Annotated in this window: 16 protein-coding genes; 7 read left to right on the top strand and 9 right to left on the bottom strand. The window is 63.5% G+C overall.

Annotation, left to right across the window (positions count from 1 at the left end):
* The first annotated feature begins 53 nt into the window (after window positions 1-53).
* Window positions 54-611: an NUDIX domain-containing protein gene (locus tag ACFWAD_RS12215; protein ID WP_378532934.1), complete on the top strand. Its 558-nt coding sequence runs from the start codon at window positions 54-56 to the stop codon at window positions 609-611.
* 49 nt (window positions 612-660) lie between these two features.
* Here ACFWAD_RS12215 and ACFWAD_RS12210 read toward each other — a convergent pair whose 3' ends face one another.
* Together ACFWAD_RS12210 and arc are read right to left on the bottom strand one after the other, a co-directional pair.
* Window positions 661-1,338, bottom strand: coding sequence for a TIGR00266 family protein (locus tag ACFWAD_RS12210; protein ID WP_230815672.1), 678 nt, complete (start codon window positions 1,336-1,338; stop codon window positions 661-663).
* A 119-nt stretch (window positions 1,339-1,457) separates the two neighbouring features.
* A complete protein-coding gene (gene arc, locus ACFWAD_RS12205; RefSeq protein ID WP_003944870.1) occupies window positions 1,458-3,233 on the bottom strand; it encodes a proteasome ATPase in 1,776 nt (591 codons plus the stop codon).
* A 195-nt stretch (window positions 3,234-3,428) separates the two neighbouring features.
* Between arc and ACFWAD_RS12200 the strand changes: the two genes are divergently transcribed.
* A complete protein-coding gene (locus ACFWAD_RS12200) occupies window positions 3,429-3,953 on the top strand; it encodes a hypothetical protein (RefSeq protein WP_003944789.1) in 525 nt (174 codons plus the stop codon).
* A gap of 64 nt (window positions 3,954-4,017) precedes the next feature.
* Here the strand turns inward: ACFWAD_RS12200 and ACFWAD_RS12195 are convergent, their stop codons facing one another.
* Window positions 4,018-4,941, bottom strand: a complete 924-nt coding sequence (locus ACFWAD_RS12195; RefSeq protein ID WP_378544597.1) for a tRNA (adenine-N1)-methyltransferase — start codon at window positions 4,939-4,941, stop codon at window positions 4,018-4,020.
* A gap of 138 nt (window positions 4,942-5,079) precedes the next feature.
* On the opposite strand from ACFWAD_RS12195, the gene ACFWAD_RS12190 reads away from it, so the two are divergent.
* Both ACFWAD_RS12190 and ACFWAD_RS12185 read left to right on the top strand, forming a co-directional pair.
* Window positions 5,080-5,970: a RecB family exonuclease gene (locus tag ACFWAD_RS12190; RefSeq protein WP_378544054.1), complete on the top strand. Its 891-nt coding sequence runs from the start codon at window positions 5,080-5,082 to the stop codon at window positions 5,968-5,970.
* 1 nt (window position 5,971) lies between these two features.
* Window positions 5,972-6,781, top strand: coding sequence for a thioesterase family protein (locus ACFWAD_RS12185; protein ID WP_378544051.1), 810 nt, complete (start codon window positions 5,972-5,974; stop codon window positions 6,779-6,781).
* 45 nt (window positions 6,782-6,826) lie between these two features.
* On the opposite strand, the gene hisG is transcribed toward ACFWAD_RS12185, so the two are convergent.
* The 6 genes from hisG to metH form a co-directional block, all read right to left on the bottom strand.
* On the bottom strand, window positions 6,827-7,678 hold the full coding sequence (gene hisG / locus ACFWAD_RS12180) for an ATP phosphoribosyltransferase (protein WP_378544048.1): 852 nt from the start codon (window positions 7,676-7,678) through the stop codon (window positions 6,827-6,829).
* A 97-nt stretch (window positions 7,679-7,775) separates the two neighbouring features.
* Window positions 7,776-8,039 carry a phosphoribosyl-ATP diphosphatase gene (locus tag ACFWAD_RS12175; protein WP_003944933.1) on the bottom strand — a complete coding sequence of 88 codons (264 nt, stop codon included), beginning with the start codon at window positions 8,037-8,039 and terminating at the stop codon, window positions 7,776-7,778.
* Between the two features lie 59 nt (window positions 8,040-8,098).
* The gene (locus tag ACFWAD_RS12170) at window positions 8,099-8,959 is read right to left on the bottom strand and encodes a pseudouridine synthase (protein WP_378544594.1); all 861 of its coding nucleotides are present in this window, start codon (window positions 8,957-8,959) and stop codon (window positions 8,099-8,101) included.
* Window positions 8,960-9,016: 57 nt separating this feature from the next.
* Window positions 9,017-9,877: a rhodanese-related sulfurtransferase gene (locus ACFWAD_RS12165; protein ID WP_378532928.1), complete on the bottom strand. Its 861-nt coding sequence runs from the start codon at window positions 9,875-9,877 to the stop codon at window positions 9,017-9,019.
* Between the two features lie 12 nt (window positions 9,878-9,889).
* Window positions 9,890-10,588 carry an HAD family hydrolase gene (locus ACFWAD_RS12160; RefSeq protein ID WP_378532927.1) on the bottom strand — a complete coding sequence of 233 codons (699 nt, stop codon included), beginning with the start codon at window positions 10,586-10,588 and terminating at the stop codon, window positions 9,890-9,892.
* Window positions 10,581-14,150 (bottom strand): methionine synthase, encoded by a 3,570-nt coding sequence (metH, locus tag ACFWAD_RS12155; protein ID WP_378532925.1) that lies wholly within the window; start codon window positions 14,148-14,150, stop codon window positions 10,581-10,583. The genes ACFWAD_RS12160 and metH overlap by 8 nt, the downstream gene beginning before the upstream one ends.
* 168 nt (window positions 14,151-14,318) lie before the next feature.
* Between metH and ACFWAD_RS12150 the strand changes: the two genes are divergently transcribed.
* From ACFWAD_RS12150 to ACFWAD_RS12140, 3 genes are all read left to right on the top strand, one after another.
* Entirely contained in the window at window positions 14,319-15,173 is an 855-nt protein-coding gene (locus ACFWAD_RS12150; RefSeq protein ID WP_223257810.1) for a PAC2 family protein, read from the top strand.
* A complete protein-coding gene (locus tag ACFWAD_RS12145) occupies window positions 15,170-16,333 on the top strand; it encodes an MFS transporter (RefSeq protein WP_378544045.1) in 1,164 nt (387 codons plus the stop codon). The genes ACFWAD_RS12150 and ACFWAD_RS12145 overlap by 4 nt, the downstream gene beginning before the upstream one ends.
* 147 nt (window positions 16,334-16,480) lie before the next feature.
* The gene (locus ACFWAD_RS12140; protein ID WP_230815679.1) at window positions 16,481-17,566 is read left to right on the top strand and encodes a hypothetical protein; all 1,086 of its coding nucleotides are present in this window, start codon (window positions 16,481-16,483) and stop codon (window positions 17,564-17,566) included.
* The last annotated feature ends 4 nt before the right edge of the window (window positions 17,567-17,570 follow it).

The following is a 17,570-nucleotide window of genomic DNA, read 5'->3' as shown; positions in this document are numbered from 1 at the left end:
AAGAGCCTATGTGATTGAGGCGCGGCGCCTACAGGCGTGGCACAGTTGGAGGAATGCACCAACCTCTCACCGCAGACCTCAATCCCGCGGACGAGGTAGTCGCCGTGTACGACCGGACGGGTAATCCGATCGGCCGAGCAACACGTTCCGTCGTCTACTCGGGCGGGCTCTGGCACGCGAGCGCAGGAGTCCTCGTTCGCACCGGGGACGGTTCGCGTATCTACGTTCATCGCCGAACCGACACGAAGGCAGTATTCGGGGGCTATCACGACTGTCTTGCCGGAGGCGTCGTCGATCCAGGTGAGACGCCGCAGGAAACTGCGATCCGTGAAGTCGGTGAAGAACTCGGAATCTTCGGAACGGCAGATCAGCCACTCCAACTGACGGAGATCGCTCGAAAATCCTGGGACGGCGAGTGGAACAACTCTCCGCTGCGCTGTCACCTGTTTGCGTTCGAACTCAGGTACGACGGTCCGATGGCTCATCAGCCCAGCGAGATCGCCGAAGGTTGGTGGTGGACGCCGAAAGAACTCGGCGCCCACCTGCAAGACCCGTCGTGGCCGTTCGTTCCAGACTCACGCGCTCTGCTGGCCGACTATTGCTGGAGCTGAACACCACTGGGGCTGAACAGCACTGGAGTTGAACAGCACTGGTCGGTGATCAGCCCGGGGTGATCGCCGAGAGCCACGCCGCAAACGCACTGGGGTTGCGGGTCTGCGCGAGAACGCGTCCGGGGCCGGTGAAGTCGAAGACAAATCCTTCGCCGGACTTCATCGACTGAATGGTGCGCCCTTGAACGGCGCGCCGCATGTTGAAGTTCATCCCGAGGTCGTAGGCGACCACGTGACCGGTGTCGATCGTGATCGTCTCGCCCGGCTGCAAGTCGATGACGTCGATCGCGCCGTAGACGGCCAGCACTACCTCACCGTCGCCACTTGCCCGCAGGCCGAATCCGCCCTCACCGCCGAAGAGGTTGGACATGCCTCCCCATTTGGACTCGACCGTGACGCCGTAGGAGTTGGCCAACCAGGTTCCACGGTTGAGGAAGAACGGGCGATCGGACGTGATGGTCAGCGGGATCAGATCGCCGGGAAGAACGCCCGTCACATCGACCCAACCACCTTGCGGCGGAGCGGTATACGTCGTGACGAAAAACGATTCTCCGCTGAGCATCGACCGCTTGAGGCCTTGCAGGACGCCGCCCTGCGCCTTCGCTTCGAGAACCACGCCGGCAGAATGCGCGAGCATCGCCCCGCTCTCCACGCGCAGCGGTTCGCCGGGCGCGAGGTAGCAGCGAGCGACGGTGGACGACGGATTGTGTCGAAGATGTATCTGCACGGCGGGACTCTAAACCAGCGCGACCGACCGGTCCAATCGCAACGAAGTCAACGGGGGCGACGCAGAGATCGGGCCGACAACTCTCGAGGAGTGGCCGGCCCGATCGGTGTTGGTTTTCGCTACAGGTACTGGCCCGTGTTCGACTCCGTGTCGATCGCGCGGCTTGCACTGGCGTTCTTGCCCGTGACGAGAGTGCGGATGTAGACGATCCGCTCCCCCTTCTTGCCCGAAATACGTGCCCAGTCATCAGGATTGGTGGTGTTGGGCAGATCCTCGTTCTCGGCGAACTCGTCGACGATGGAATCGAAGAGGTGCTGCACACGCAAGCCCGGAGCACCGGTGTCGAGCACCGACTTGATCGCGTACTTCTTGGCGCGGTCGACGATGTTCTGGATCATCGCACCCGAGTTGAAGTCCTTGAAGAACAGAACTTCCTTGTCACCGTTGGCGTACGTGACCTCGAGGAAACGATTCTCTTCGCTCTCCGCGTACATGCGATCGACGACGCGAACGATCATCGCCTTCAAGCATGCAGTACGATCTCCACCGAACTCGGCGAGGTCGTCCGCATTGATCGGCAGACCGTCCACCAGGTACTTCGAGAAGATGTCCTGAGCAGATTCCGCGTCGGGGCGCTCGATCTTGATCTTCACGTCCAGTCGCCCCGGACGCAGGATGGCCGGGTCGATCATGTCCTCACGGTTGGACGCACCGATGACGATGACGTTCTCGAGCCCTTCCACGCCGTCGATCTCGCTGAGCAGCTGTGGAACGACCGTAGTCTCCACGTCGGAGGAGACTCCCGAACCACGGGTACGGAAGATCGAGTCCATCTCGTCGAAGAAGACGATCACCGGAGTGCCCTCGGACGCCTTCTCGCGAGCACGCTGGAAGATCATCCGAATGTGACGCTCGGTTTCGCCGACGAACTTGTTCAGAAGTTCCGGGCCTTTGATGTTCAGGAAGTAGGACTTGGCGTCCTTGCTGTCCTGACCTCGGGCTTCGGCGATCTTCTTGGCCAACGAGTTCGCTACGGCCTTGGCGATGAGCGTCTTACCGCAACCGGGAGGACCGTAGAGCAGTACTCCCTTCGGCGGTCGCAGCGAGTACTCGTGAAACAGGTCCTTGTGCAGGAACGGAAGCTCGACGGCGTCACGGATCTGCTCGATCTGACGACCGAGACCGCCGATGTCGTCGTAGTGAACATCCGGAACTTCCTCGAGAACCAGATCTTCGACCTCGGCCTTCGGGATGCGCTCGAAGGCGTATCCGGCCTTGGTGTCGACGAGCAACGAGTCACCGGGACGCAGTTTTCTGGTCGGGGAGTCAGCGTCGTACGCGATGATGTCGGCTTCGGGATCGGCGAAGACGGCCGCCAACGGTGCTGCGAGCCAGACGATGCGCTCTTCGTCGGCATGCCCGACCACCAGCGCGCGCAGTCCGTCGTCGAGTACCTCACGGAGCGTGCTGATCTCGCCGACCTGCTCGTAGGTGCCCGCCTCGACGATGGTGAGTGCCTCGTTGAGGCGAACCGTCTGTCCGAGGGCAAGGGTGTCCGTGTCGATGTTCGGTGAGCACGTCAATCGCATCTTGCGACCGGACGTGAACACATCGACGGTCTTGTCCTCGTGTACCGAGAGAAGGACTCCGTAACCGCTCGGCGGCTGACCGAGTCTGTCGACTTCTTCACGAAGTGCGATGAGCTGCTGACGGGCCTCCTTGAGGGTGTCCATCAGCTTGCTGTTTCGGATGGACAGCGAGTCCACCTTCGACTCCAGCTCACGCACCTGCTCCGGCGATTGTGCCAGTTGTCGGCGCAGTACCTGTGCTTCCACTCGTAGCGCGTGGAGTTCTTCTGCTGCCGCAACCGAATCCGGGTTCTCTGTCGAGCTCATGTGCGTCTCCTCCCAGTGCGATCCATCAACGCTACCGGCATAAGGCCCCAACTGTCGCCAGACACGGTGCGCGAGTGCGAATTCACACCCGCACGAGGACCGTGCCGACTGGTCTCGAGCCAGAATTTTGTCATGTTAGCCTTGCCTACAAGATGGAGACAGCGCCTGTCTCTCTTTACAACGAAAGGTAACGCTGTGATCATCCGCAAGACTCTCATCAGCGCTTGTGCCGTCGCTGCCGTCCTGACCATGGGTGCATGCAGCTCGGACGACAACAAGGATTCGACGGCTGCCAGCTCGACTTCCGCCGCCGCCTCGAGCACCACGGCCAAGGCCTCGGCTTCCGCCACGACGTCAGCTGCCGCTGCCGCAGCGGCTCCGACGGCCGAGGAGCTCAACGCTTCGCTGGTCGCTCTGATCGATCCGGCCAAGCCGATCGAGGAGAAGACCGCTCTGGTGGTCGACGGAACCAAGCGTCAGGCCAACATCGAGACGATGAGTGCTGCGCTGGGCGGTAACCCGGCCTACGCGATCACGTTCAACGTGGACAACGTCAAGGTCGACGGTCAGACCGCAACTGCAGACGTCGCCGTCGTCAGCCCGCACGGCGCCGCCCCGGCCACCCCGTGGACCTGGGAGCTCGAAGACGGGTCCTGGAAGCTGTCCGACACCTCGGCTTGCGTGCTCCTGGAAATGGGCCGCGCTTCCTGCACCGCATAACTTCCAGCTACGACAAGAGCGGCGATCCGGATACCGGATCGCCGCTCTTGTTGTTTTCGTGTAATTACTTGGCCGCGGTATTCGAGCCCTTGCCCGCACGCCGTTGGGGCTTCGGGGTGACAGTTCCTTCGGCGAGACGACGAGCGCTCACGAGGAACGCGGTGTGGCCTTGCATCCGATGTTCGGGGCGCACCGCCAAACCGACGACGTGCCAACCGCGCACGATCGATTCCCACGAGCGTGGCTCGGTCCAGCATTCCTGCTCGCGCATCGCCTCGACGACCTTCGAGAGCTGAGTAACGGTCGCGACGTAGACGATCAGAACGCCGCCAGGCACGAGCGCCTTCGAGACGGCGGGCAGGACGTCCCACGGAGCCAGCATGTCGAGTACGACGCGATCGACCTTGCCGCCGTGCGCTTCCGGATCGAACTCCGCGAGATCGGCGATGGTCAGTTCCCAGTTCGGGGGACGCTCCCCGAAGAAGGTCTCGACGTTGCGGACCGCGTGTTCGGCGTGATCGTCGCGGACCTCGTAGGAGATGACCTTGCCCTCGGGTCCGACGGCACGCAGCAGGGAACACGTCAGTGCGCCGGAGCCGGCTCCTGCTTCGAGCACGCGTGCTCCGGGGAACACGTCGCCCTCGTGGACGATCTGAGCCGCGTCCTTCGGGTAGATGACCTGGGCACCGCGCGGCATGGAGAGCACGTAGTCCACCAGTAGTGGACGAAGAGCGAGGTAAGGCGTGCCGTTGACCGACTTGACGACGCTGCCCTCGTCGGCACCGATCAGGTCGTTGTGAACGATTCCGCCCTTGTGGGTGTGGTACTCACGGTTCGCCTCGAGGACGATCGTGTAGTGGCGTCCCTTGCCGTCGGTCAGCTGGACGCGATCGCCTACGCGGAACGGTCCCGACGGCCGCTTACCCGGCGCGGTGAGATCAGCGTCAAAAAGCTCTGGTTCGGGAATCTCGGCGACAGCGGACTGCACAACCTCATCCACTTCGGTCGTGACTTCTTCTGGTTGCAGCTCGTTCGCCATGCGCAGATGATCCCTGTTCGCTTGTTTCCGGTGTCCTCGCCACCGGCTCCGACGGAGTTGTCGGACCAACCGCATAGCCTGCCAGGTGTGAGCTCTGTCGAATTGCCAACCCCCACTCCAACGGGTGCCACATCACACGAGCGCCCGCGTAGTCGGCCGGCGCTCTCTCCGTCTCGGGCGGGTGACTACAAACAATGCCCCCTGCTCTATCGGTTTCGAGCGGTCGACAGAATTCCGGAAACACCAACCAGAGCGCAGGTCAGAGGCACCGTCGTACACGCGGCACTGGAAGCGCTGTTTGCACTCCCGACCGGTCACCGAGTTCCCGATCGCGCAGCCGAACTCGTCCGGCCCGCGTGGGAACGTGTCAGTGCCGAGTCTCCCGAGGCCGCCGATCTTGTTCCGGACGACGAGCTGGACTCGTTTCTCGGTGAAGTCGGCAAGCTCGTCGCGACCTACTACACGCTCGAAGATCCCACTCGATTCGATGCCGAGGCGTGCGAGGTCTACGTCGAGACAGAATTGGAGAACGGCGTTCGACTCCGCGGTTTCGTCGACCGGATAGACGTTGCACCGACGGGTGAGGTGCGGGTGGTCGACTACAAGACCGGGAAGGCTCCTCGTGAGTTCACCGAGTCCAAGGCGCTCTTCCAGATGAAGTTCTACGCGCTCGTACTGCTGCGCACTCGCGGAATCGTTCCCGCACAACTGCGCCTGATCTATCTGGCCTCCGGCTCGATTCTCACGTACGCCCCGGATCACGACGAGCTCATTCGATTCGAGCGAACCCTCTCCGCCATCTGGAAAGCGATCCTCGCAGCAGGTGCGACCGGAGACTTCAGACCCAAGCCTGGCAAACTGTGCGACTGGTGCGATCACAAGTCACTGTGCCCCTCGTTCGGCGGAACACCTCCGCCGTATCCAGGTTGGCCGGACCTGCTGAGCACCGAACCTGTTGCCGCAAAGGAGAAGTCATAACATGACGGACAGTTCGTACTACCGCTACCTCGGAACGACGGAGGAAGGGCACGAGCGGTTCGCGAGCACCCAGGCAACAGTCAGCATCTGGGGCCCGACGCTGCAGCACGGCGCTCCCCCGTCGGCACTGTTGGTACGAGCCCTCGAGCGGTGCGGTGCGCGCGACGAGACCCGTCTGACGCGTGTCGTCGTCGAGATTCTCGGACCGATTCCGATCGCCGACCTCGAAGTCCGGTCCTGGATCGAACGACCCGGTCGCCGTATCGAATTGATCGTCGCCGAACTGTGGGCGACCACCGCCGACGGATCTGCACGCGCTGTTGCGCGAGGGACGGCGTGGCGGATGGAGACGGTGGATACCGGTGACGTCGTCCACGTAGTCGATCCCCCGCTCGAACCCCGCGACAGTGGAACCCCGGGCGTGCTCGAGGGTCTCTGGAGCGTTGGCTACCTCAAGACCCTCGACTGGTCCTGGATTGCTCCGATCGGGTGCGTGGGCACCGGAAAGGTGTGGGCACGCCCCAAGCCCGAACTGGTCGAGGGCGAGAAGATGTCTGCCCTCGAGCGCTTGTTCGCGGTGGCCGACATCTCCAACGGCGTCGGCGCCAAGCTCGACCCGGAGCACTGGACGTTCCTCAACACCGATCTCACGGTGCACATCTTCCGCGTGCCCGAGGGCGACTGGGTCGGTGTCGCCGCCGAAACCACAACCGGTCCGGACGGCGTCGGCATGTGTGCGGGTGTGCTCTACGACGAGCAGGGTGCCGTCGGCCGTATCGCCCAGACTTTGCAGATTCGCGCCCGTTCCTGACTTTCAGGAACGGGCGCGAATGCGCGTAGATCTATCAGGCAGTGATCAGAAAGCGCGTACCGAGCGGATGTTCGACGCGAGGATGGCCTTGGCACCGAGTTCGGCCAAGGCGTCCATCACCTGGTTGTGTCCCTTGATCGGGACCATCGCGCGAACCGCGACCCAGTCAGGATCGGCCAACGGCGAGAGCGTCGGCGACTCCATACCGGGGGTCATCTTGATGGCGTCGTCGAGGATGGTGCGCGGGCAGTCGTAGTCGATCATCAGGTTCTGCTGAGCGAAGACGATTCCCCGTACGCGTTCGATGAGCTGGTTGCGGGCGGGATCGTCCTGCGGAGCGCCGGTGCGCTCGATCAGGACACCCTCGGAATCGCAGAGCGATTCGCCGAAAGCCACGAGGTTGTGTTGACGGAGAGTGCGACCCGATCCGACCACGTCGGCGATCGCGTCGGCGACACCGAGCTGAATCGAGATCTCCACGGCGCCGTCGAGACGGATGACGGTGGCGTCGAGTCCGCGATCTGTGAGGTCATTGCGGACGAGGTTCGGGTACGACGTCGCAATACGAAGGCCGGACAGATCCTCGACCGTCCAATCCTTGCCGGCCGGTGCTGCGTAGCGGAACGACGAACGGCCGAAGCCCAGCGACAGACGCTCGGACACGGGAGCTCCCGAGTCGCCGGCGAGGTCGCGACCGGTGATGCCGAGATCCAGTTCACCGGAGCCGACATAGATCGCAATGTCCTTGGGGCGCAAGAAGAAGAACTCGACCTGATTGGCAGGATCGAGGACCGTCAGATCACGGGAATCGGTGCGTCGACGGTAGCCGGCCTCGCTGAGAATCTCGGCGGCTGACTCGGACAGTGAGCCTTTGTTGGGAACTGCTACGCGCAGCATGGTGGATGTCCTTTCGGAAGGTGTGGTTGACGTGAGACGACGTGGATCGGAAGCCCTGGACGAGCGAGATGGCGAACATCTCGCTGGTCAGCTCCGATCACAGATGTCGGTACACGTCCTCGAGGGTCAGTCCGCGACCGACCATCAACACCTGCGTCCAGTACAGCAGCTGGGAAATTTCCTCGGCTAGCTGCTCATCGCTCTGGTATTCCGCAGCGATCCACACTTCACCGGCTTCCTCGATGACCTTTTTGCCCTGCGCATGCACACCGGCGTCGAGGGCGGCGACAGTGCCGGACCCCTCGGGGCGAGTAGCAGCACGCTCGGTCAATTCGGCGAACAAGGATTCGAAGGTCTTCACGGGTAGACATTCTTTCACGAGGACGGAAGCGGTTTTCACACGCCCACGAACAGCGGTGTTCACAGCCCTGCGTCGAGGCTGCGCGAACTGACGAACCTGCGGGTCTGCCCGGTGATCGGATCCGGGTACTCCAGCGCCCGCGCCAACAATCGCAATGGCGTGGAGAAGTCGCCGGGCACCGCGGGGAGGTACTGGGGGTAGTAATTGTCGCCGACGATCGGGATACCGAGAGAGTTCAGATGCAGGCGAAGCTGATGGGTCCGGCCGGTCCGTGGGAGCAACCTGTATCGCCCAAGTGTCCGGCCGACAGAGTCGGTGATCACCTCGATCAGTTCGATCGAGGTCTCACTGTTCGGCTCACCCGCGATCTCGGTGGCCGTCATCTCGCCGTGAACCTTGTTGATGCGACTGCGCACTGTGCGCGGGAAAGTCAGTTCCGGATCGAAGCCCGCAATCGCCTCGTATTCCTTGACGATCCGCTGCTCGGCAAAAAGTTCCTGGTACGGCCGTCGTAGGTCCGGTGTCACGGTGAACACGATGACCCCCGCCGTCATCCGGTCGAGGCGGTGAACCGGCGCAAGATCCGGAAGGTCCAGGTCGCGACGCAGCCGCACGACCGCACTTTCGACGATGTGCGCTCCCCGCGGAATGGTCGCCAGGAAGTGTGGTTTGTCGATCACGAGAATCGAGTCGTCGCGGTACAGGATCTCGATCTCGTGCGGGACCGGAATCTCGGGAGCTGGTTCGCGGTAGAAGTACACGAAACGGGTCGGCTGATAAGGCGTTTCGCCGGTGATCTCGCGCCCGTGCTCGTCGACGACATCCCCGGCGCTGACGAGGTCCGCCCACAGATCCCGCTCCCCCGGATTGTCGGCGATCAGGTGCTCGAGGACGGTACGCGCGGACGACTCGGCCGGCATCCGCAGCCGATCCGGCCCGAGACCGTTTCGGATCGGCAACGGAGCCTTGGGCACTGCTCAGTCCTGCTCGAGGTCTGGTGAACAACTTTCGCAGAGCAATTCGAGGGTGCGACCGTCGCCGTCGATCCGATTGCGGAACCGCGGCGTCGGAGTACCGCAATCGACACAGACGCCGAGCGTCTTGGCTTCGGATGAGAACTCGATGTTCATCCGCTTGTCGAACACGTACAAGGAACCGTCCCAGAGACCGCGGTCGCCGAAAGTTTCGCCGTAACGGACGATTCCGCCGTCCAACTGGTAGACCTCGTCGAAGCCACGTGAGCGCATCAGTGAAGACAACACCTCGCAGCGCACTCCCCCGGTGCAGTAGGTGACCACGGCTTTGCCCTTGAGATGGTCGTACTTGCCGCTGTCGAGTTCGGCGACGAAATCGCGAGTGGTGGCCACGTCTGGAACCACTGCATCTCGGAAACGGCCGATCTCGGCTTCGAACGCATTGCGCCCGTCGAAGAACACGACCTCGTCACCGCGACTGTCGACGAGTTCGTGTAGTTCTTTGGGCGCCAGGTGAACTCCGCCGCCGACTACACCGTTCTCGTCGACCTTCAGCTCGTCGGGGGCACCGAACGTCACGATCTCCGAGCGAGCCTTGACGCTCAGGCGAGGGAAATCGTCACCGAGTCCGTCCGACCACTTGATGTCAGCGGTGCGGAACGGCTCGTAGCCACGCGTACCTCGGACGTATCGCTTGACATCCTCGATGTCTCCGCCGACCGTCGCATTGATCCCGTGAGGCGAGACGATGATCCGACCCGTCAAGTTGTTCGACTCCGCGAGGCTGTGCTGCCACAGTTTGATCGCTTCCGGGTCCGCCAAGGGCGTGAACTGGTAGAACAGAACAATTTTCGGAATAGCCACAGCAAATCCAGCCTAACGTGCCGCGCTCGAGTGAACGTCGTGAAGATCGTGAATGGACAAGTCCACCAGGGACTCTCGGAACACGCGGCCAGGACCGGCCGGGACGTCGACCTCACACGGAACGACGAGCACCGCGCAACCCGCGGCGCTGGCCGACGCCGTACCGGTCGGTGAGTCCTCGATCGCGAGGCACTGCGCCGGCTCGAGTCCGAGCAGGTGCGCGCCGCGCAGGTACGGATCCGCTGCCGGTTTCCCGTTGGGGACCTCGTCGCCGCACACCGAGTGGTCGAAGAACTCACGGCCGAGCATGCCGAGTGCCCGATCGACCAGAACTCGCTCGGTGTTGGTGACCAGTGCAGAACGCAGACCACCGTCACGCACGGTCGACAGAGCATCGCGAGCGCCCGGTCGCCAGGTCACGCCGTCCTCGAACAGATCGCCGACGCGGGTGTACATCCAGTCCTTCGCCTCGGCGATGGCATCGGGATGCTTCTCCAGGCCGAGCGCGTCGAACACCGTCGCCAGGGCGAAGGGGCTCGACGCACCGATGACGGCGATGCGAGTCGCTTCCGTCATCGGTCCGCCCAGGCGCAGGGACAGCTCACGTAGCGCGATGTCCCACAGCTTCTCCGAATCGAGCAGCGTGCCGTCCATGTCCCACAGGACACCACCGAGGGTCGTTTCGGATACTTCGGTCAACAACTCAGACATTGAAATACTTTGCTTCCGGGTGGTGCAGGACAAAAGCGTCGGTGGACTGCTCGGGATGCAGCTGCAGTTCCTCGGACAGTTCGACGCCGATCCGCTCGGGTTCCAGCAAAGCAACCAACTTGGCACGATCCTCGAGGTCCGGGCACGCGCCGTATCCGAACGAGTAACGAGCGCCGCGGTACTCGAGATCGAAGTACCCGGCAACCTCGGTCGGATCCTGCTCCGCGACGGTGTGGCCCTCGGGAAGCACAAGCTCTTCACGGACGCGTCGATGCCAGTACTCGGCCAGAGATTCCGTGAGCTGGACGCCGATTCCGTGTACTTCGAGGTAATCGCGGTACGAGTTCGACGCGAACAACTCGTTGGCGAAGTCCGCGATCGGCTGCCCCATCGTCACCAGCTGGAACGGAAGAACGTCGACCTGGCCGGTGGCCTCGGCGTCCTTGCGCGAGCGGACGAAGTCCGCGATGCACAGGAAGCGATCGCGGTGCTGACGCGGGTAGGTGAACCGGAACCGTTCGGGTGCATCCGGTTTCGGCTCGGTGAGCACGATGACGTCGTCGCCCTCCGAGATCGCCGGGAAGTACCCGTACACAACAGCGGCGTGCGCGAGGATTCCCTCGGACGTCAGGCGATCGAGCCAGTATCGAAGCCGCGGACGGCCTTCCGACTCGACCAGTTCCTCGTACGTCGGACCGTCGCCCTTGCGCTGACCGCGGAGACCCCACTGGCCGAGGAAGAGAGCGCGCTCGTCGAGCAGGCCCGAGTACTCGGACAGCGAGATTCCCTTGACGATGCGCGAACCCCAGAACGGAGGTGTCGGCACCGCAATGTCGGTGGCAACGTCGGAACGCTCCGGCAGGATGACGGGAACCGCTGCAGCCTTACGCTTTTCGGCGATTCGCTTGGAACGCTCGTGACGGGCTTTACGCTCGGCCGCCTTCTCACGCGCTGCGATGGCCTCCGGGCTGTCCGGCGCTGGGCCGCCGCCACGCTTGGTCGTCATGATCTGGTCCATCAAGTTCAGACCCTCGAAAGCGTCGCGGGCGTAGCTGACGTCGCCCTCGTACACCTCCTGCAGATCGTTCTCGACGTACGAGCGCGTCAGCGCCGCACCGCCGAGCAGAACCGGGAACTTCTCGGCGACACCGCGTGCATTGAGTTCCTGCAGATTTTCCTTCATCACGACAGTGGACTTCACGAGCAGTCCGGACATGCCGATGACGTCGGCCTTCTTGTCCAACGCGACGTCGAGGATGGTCGCGATCGGCTGCTTGATGCCGATGTTGACTACCTCGTAGCCGTTGTTGCTCAAGATGATGTCGACCAGGTTCTTGCCGATGTCGTGAACGTCGCCCTTGACGGTCGCGATCACGATACGGCCCTTGCCGTCCTCGTCGGTGGCTTCCATGTGCGGTTCGAGGAAGGCAACCGCAGCCTTCATGACCTCGGCCGACTGCAACACGAACGGCAGCTGCATCTGACCGGAGCCGAACAGCTCACCGACGGTCTTCATGCCGGACAGCAGAGTCTCGTTGATGATGGCCAGCGGCGGCTTGATCGTCATCGCCTCGGTGAGGTCGTCGTCGAGGCCGTTGCGCTCACCGTCGACGATGCGACGCTCGAGGCGGTCGAACAGCGGAAGTCCCGCGAGTTCCTGTGCACGGGACTCACGCGCCGACGCAGCCGAAACGCCCTCGAAGAGAGCCATCAGCTTCTGCAGTGGGTCGTAACCCTCGCGACGACGGTCGTAGACCAGGTCGAGTGCGGTTTCACGCTGCTCGTCCGGAATGCGGGCCATCGGCAGAATCTTGGACGCGTGAACGATCGCCGTGTCCAGACCGGCCTCGGTGCACTCGTGCAGGAACACCGAGTTGAGGACCTGACGTGCGGCCGGGTTCAAACCGAACGAAATGTTGGAGATACCCAGGGTGAAGTGCAGTTCCGGGTAGGCGGCCTTGAGCTGACGGATGGCTTCGATGGTCTCGATGCCGTCGCGTCGAACCTCTTCCTGACCGGTCGAGATGGGGAAGGTCAACGCGTCGACGATGATGTCGGACTCGGCGAGTCCCCAGTTTCCCGTGATGTCCTCGATCAGACGCTTGGCGATGGCAACCTTGGTCTCGGCGGTGCGAGCCTGGCCTTCTTCGTCGATGGTCAGGGCGACAACGGCCGCGCCGTGTTCCTTGACCAGCGTCATGATCTTGTGGAAACGCGATTCCGGGCCGGCGCCGTCTTCGTAGTTGACGGAGTTGACCGCGCAGCGGCCACCGAGGTGCTCGAGACCGGCCTGCAGCACGGCAGGCTCGGTGGAGTCGAGCATGATCGGGAGCGTCGAGGACGTCGCCAAACGGCTTGCCAGTTCTGACATGTCGGCGGCACCGTCACGGCCCACGTAGTCGACGTTGAGGTCGAGCATGTGTGCGCCGTCGCGGGTCTGGTCCTTGGCGATGTCCAGGCACTTCTGGTAGTCCGCGGAGAGCATTGCCTCGCGGAAAGCCTTGGAGCCGTTGGAGTTCGTGCGTTCGCCGATCATCAGGATGCTGGCGTCCTGCTCGAACGGCACCGCGGAGTACAGCGAAGAGGTGCTCGGCTCGTGGATCGGAGTGCGCTGGGCCTTCTCGACCTGGCGGACCGCCTCGGCCACCGCGCTGATGTGCTCCGGTGTCGTACCGCAGCAGCCACCGACGAGACCGAGTCCGAACTCGGAGACGAAACCACTGAGGGCTTCGGCCAATTCGTCGGCGGTCAGCGGGTACTCGGCACCCTTGGGGCCGAGTTGCGGCAGGCCGGCATTGGGCATGACCGACACCGGCAGCGTCGAGTACTTGGAGAGATGTCGGAGATGCTCGCTCATCTCGGCCGGCCCGGTGGCGCAGTTCAGGCCGATCATGTCGATACCGAGCGGCTCGAGTGCCGTCAGCGCCGCACCGATCTCACTGCCCAGGAGCATCGTTCCGGTTGTCTCGACCGTCACGTGCGTGATGATCGGCAGCCGCAGTCCGAGTTGCTCCATCGCGCGCTGACTGCCGAGGATTGCAGCTTTCACCTGAAGCAGGTCCTGGCAGGTTTCGACGAGGATGGCGTCGGCGCCACCGTCGATCATGCCGAGCGCAGCTTCGGTGTACGCGTCACGAAGGACTGCGTACGGTGCGTGTCCGAGGCTGGGGAGCTTGGTTCCCGGCCCCATCGAGCCGAGTACGAATCGGGCCATTCCGTCGCGGCCGGGTCCCATCTCGTCCGCTACTTCGCGGGCGAGAGCAGTGCCTTTTTCCGAGAGTTCGCGGATCCGGTGAGAGATGTCGTAGTCGGCGAGGTTGGGCAGGTTGCAACCGAAGGTGTTGGTCTCGACGGCATCGGCACCAGCGGCGAAGTACGCACGGTGGATGTCTTTGAGCACGTCGGGACGGGTGTCGTTGAGGATCTCATTGCACCCCTCGAGGCCGAGGAAGTCGTCCAGGGTGAGGTCCGCGGCCTGCAACATGGTGCCCATCGCTCCGTCGCCGATGACAACGCGCTGTTTCAGCGCATCAAGCAGGGCAGAGTTAAATGGGGCAGACATGCCGTCCAGAGTAGTGGGCGCACCGACAAGCTCTGGCCGTAGGCTGGGTGGGTGAGTCCAAGTGAGTTCCCCGTCACTCCCGACGGCCCGGTCGATTTCGACGATTCCGCGGCCTTCGAGAGCCCTGACGGCTTTGCCGTCGACACCAGCGACCGCCTCGAGGGCGACATCCCTGTCCTACGTGACCCCATCCTCGTTGCAGCTTTCGAGGGCTGGAACGACGCCGGTGACGCGGCCAGTGGTGCGGTCGAACATCTCGAGCTGATCTGGGATGCCCAGCCGCTCGCCGAACTCGATTCCGAGGACTACTACGACTATCAGGTCAACCGTCCCACGGTCCGTCAGGTCGACGGAGTCACCCGCGAAATCGTCTGGCCGGCAACACGTTTGTCGGTCTGTTCGCCCCCTGGCAGCGAGAGCGACATCGTCCTGCTGCGCGGGATCGAACCCAACATGCGGTGGCGCAGCTTCTGCGAGGATCTGCTCGAGTTGATCGACCAGCTGAACGTCAAGACCGTGGTCATTCTCGGTGCACTGCTTGCAGACACTCCGCACACACGCCCGGTCCCGGTCACGGGCACGGCGTACAGCAGTGAATCCGCCGCCCGGTTCAATCTGGAACAGACCCGGTACGAAGGCCCGACGGGTATTACCGGAGTCCTTCAGGACGAGTGCGTTCGTGCTGGTGTACCGGCTATTTCGTTCTGGGCAGCGGTTCCGCACTACGTGTCGCAGCCACCCAACCCGAAGGCCACAGTGGCCCTCCTTCAACGCGTCGAGGATGTTCTCGACATCGAGGTCCCCCTCGGGGAGCTCCCAGCTCAGTCGGAGGACTGGGAGGAAGCGGTCAACGAAATGACCGCGGACGACGAGGAAATCGGCGAATACGTGCGCACCCTGGAAGAACGGGGCGACGCTGAAACCGACATCAGCGAAGCCATCTCCAAGATCGACGGCGACGCCATCGCCGCGGAATTCGAGCGCTACCTCAGACGGCGAGGCCCCGGCAGCTTCGGACTGTGAGCAAGAACACTCCAGAGGAAGAAGGCGGAAGTACACAGCGCCCCGTGCGTCTCCGGCTTCAACTGATCGCGCTGTACGCCGGCGGGTTCCTCGGCCCGTTCGGCGGCGGTGTGGTTGCTTCGATCCTCCCCGAGATCGGTGACGATCTCGGGGTCGGGCCGTCGGCGGCCGCCTCCTCGCTCACCGCGTACCTGCTCCCCTTCGCCGCACTGATGTTGGTGTCCGGGACACTCGGGACGCGGTGGGGCAAAGTCCGGACCGTGCGGATCGCATACGGGGTCTACGTCTTCGCGTCGTTGGCGTGCTTCCTCGCCCCGACTCTCGAGATCTTCCTGGCCGCCCGGGTACTGCAGGGCTCGGCGAACGCATTCACCACACCGCTACTGCTTGCTTCGTTGGCGGCCGCAACACCGCAGGCCCGACTGGGCCGAGCGCTCGGAGCCTTCGGCGCTTTCCAGGCTGCTGGGCAGTCGTCAGCTCCGTTGATCGGCGGCCTCGCGGCCGAATTCGACTGGCGTCTGGCCTTTCTCGTCATTGCTGTGGTCGCAGGCATCCTGGGAGCCGTCGGGCTCCCGAAGTCCGAAGCGCCGACGGCAACTACTCCCGCACGCCTACGCGATGCACTGCGCCCCGAAGTGCTCCGGATCGGCATCGCTGCACTGCTCGGCTGGGGCGCCCTCGGTGGGCTGAGCTTCCTGCTTGCCTTCCGCTTCGAAGACGAGTTCGGACTGTCCCCCACCGTCCGCGGCCTACTGCTCACCGTTTTCGGTGTGGCCGGCATCCTCTCGGCCCGACGCATCGGAATCCTCATCGATCGCATCGGCGCACGGTCCTCCGTGATGATCGGCGCCCTGGGCGGTGCAGTTCTGGTGTCCGTCGTCGGCCTCGCCGGCTTGGTGCCGGTGATCGCGATCGCATGGTTTGTCGCAGGCGTCGCGAGCCAGTTCGTCCTGGTAGGCGTCAACGCTGCGGTACTCGGCTCCGAGGGGCCCAACCGCGGCGGCGCCGTGTCGGTCGTGCAAGCGATGCGCTTCGGCGGCGCTGCCCTTGCTCCCCTGGCCCTGACACCGATCTACGACTCTTCGCCTGCCGCGAGCTTCCTGATCCCCGCGATACTGCTCGCCGTCGTCGCTCCCCTGGTGATGCCGAAGCAACGCTGATCGGTCTTGGCTGGTTTCGGACATTTTGTGGTGCGAACGCCGAGGTGTTTGAGGAAAGGGACCGCCGTTGTCTTGAGACCGACCGGTTGAGCCATATTCGGAAAATCGTGTGTTTCCGTCAGCGACAGATATTGATACCATTGGAACATGAGCGAATCTGAGTCGGAACCGGAACGGCCGATCGACATTTTTCGGCGATCGGTTGCCGTCATCGAAGAAAATTTGCCTCCTACCTGGTCTTTGTCGACTCAGCGCTCCCCCGACCTGTCCGAGGCGCCGCTCCGCCTCGACCTCCGCTCCCCTGACGGCGCCGTAGCCAAATTCGGCGTGTACGCCGCTCACGGTGTCCTGAGCAGCGACGTTCCCGGTATTGCCGACCGCTTCCCCACCGGTCAATCGGGCTTCGTGTGCGCAAAATATCTGTCCGAGCCGGTCCGCCGGCAGCTCGATTCCCACGCGATCTCGTACGCAGATGCCACGGGCAACGTGTCGTTGACCGCAGATCGACCCGCCGTCTGGGTTCGCGGACGCGGAGCAGATGCCGATCCGTGGCGGGGGCCCGGACGTCCTTCCGGACAGCTGACGGGCGATCCGTCAGCTCGCGTCGTGCGTGCGCTTGCCGATTTCGCGGCGCCACTGGCGATCACTGCCTTGGTGCGCCTGGCCGGTGCGTCGACGGGAGCAACCTATCGGGTGGTTCAGACACTTTCGGATCGCGAACTGGTGACGCGTCTCCCCCGCGGCGGAATTGGCGACGTCCGCTGGCCGAAGATGCTTCGTGAATGGGCGGCTGAGGCCGGGGCCAAAGCACCAACGCCTCACGGCTTTCACGCGCCGGACGGGTTGGAAGCACTCTTCGACCAACTGCGTCAGCTCAGCGGTCACATTTATGCCGGTACCGCCTCGGTGGCCGCGGCGCCCTTTGCTCGGTACGCCCCCACCCAACGCGCGCACTTCCATGCCGACAACGTCGACCAGTTCGCCGACGCTCTCGGCCTTCGACGTGTGGAATCCGGCGGTGACGTGTGGATCACCGCTCCCCTCTCACCGTCCGCATTCGATCGATTACTCACTCGCGACGGCATCCGCATCGTCGCGCCGAGCCAGGCGTTCGCTGATCTTCTGGTCGGCCCGGACTCCGACGAAGCGGCAGCCGAGCACCTGCTCACGTGGATGATCGAGAACGAATCACAGTGGCGACGCGCCGCATCCCCTGCTACGGATCGCCCGTAGGAAA

This window comes from Rhodococcus sp. NPDC059969, assembly GCF_042738325.1.
GTDB lineage: Bacteria > Actinomycetota > Actinomycetes > Mycobacteriales > Mycobacteriaceae > Rhodococcus_F.
This window is presented reverse-complemented; position numbering and strand designations above follow the sequence as displayed.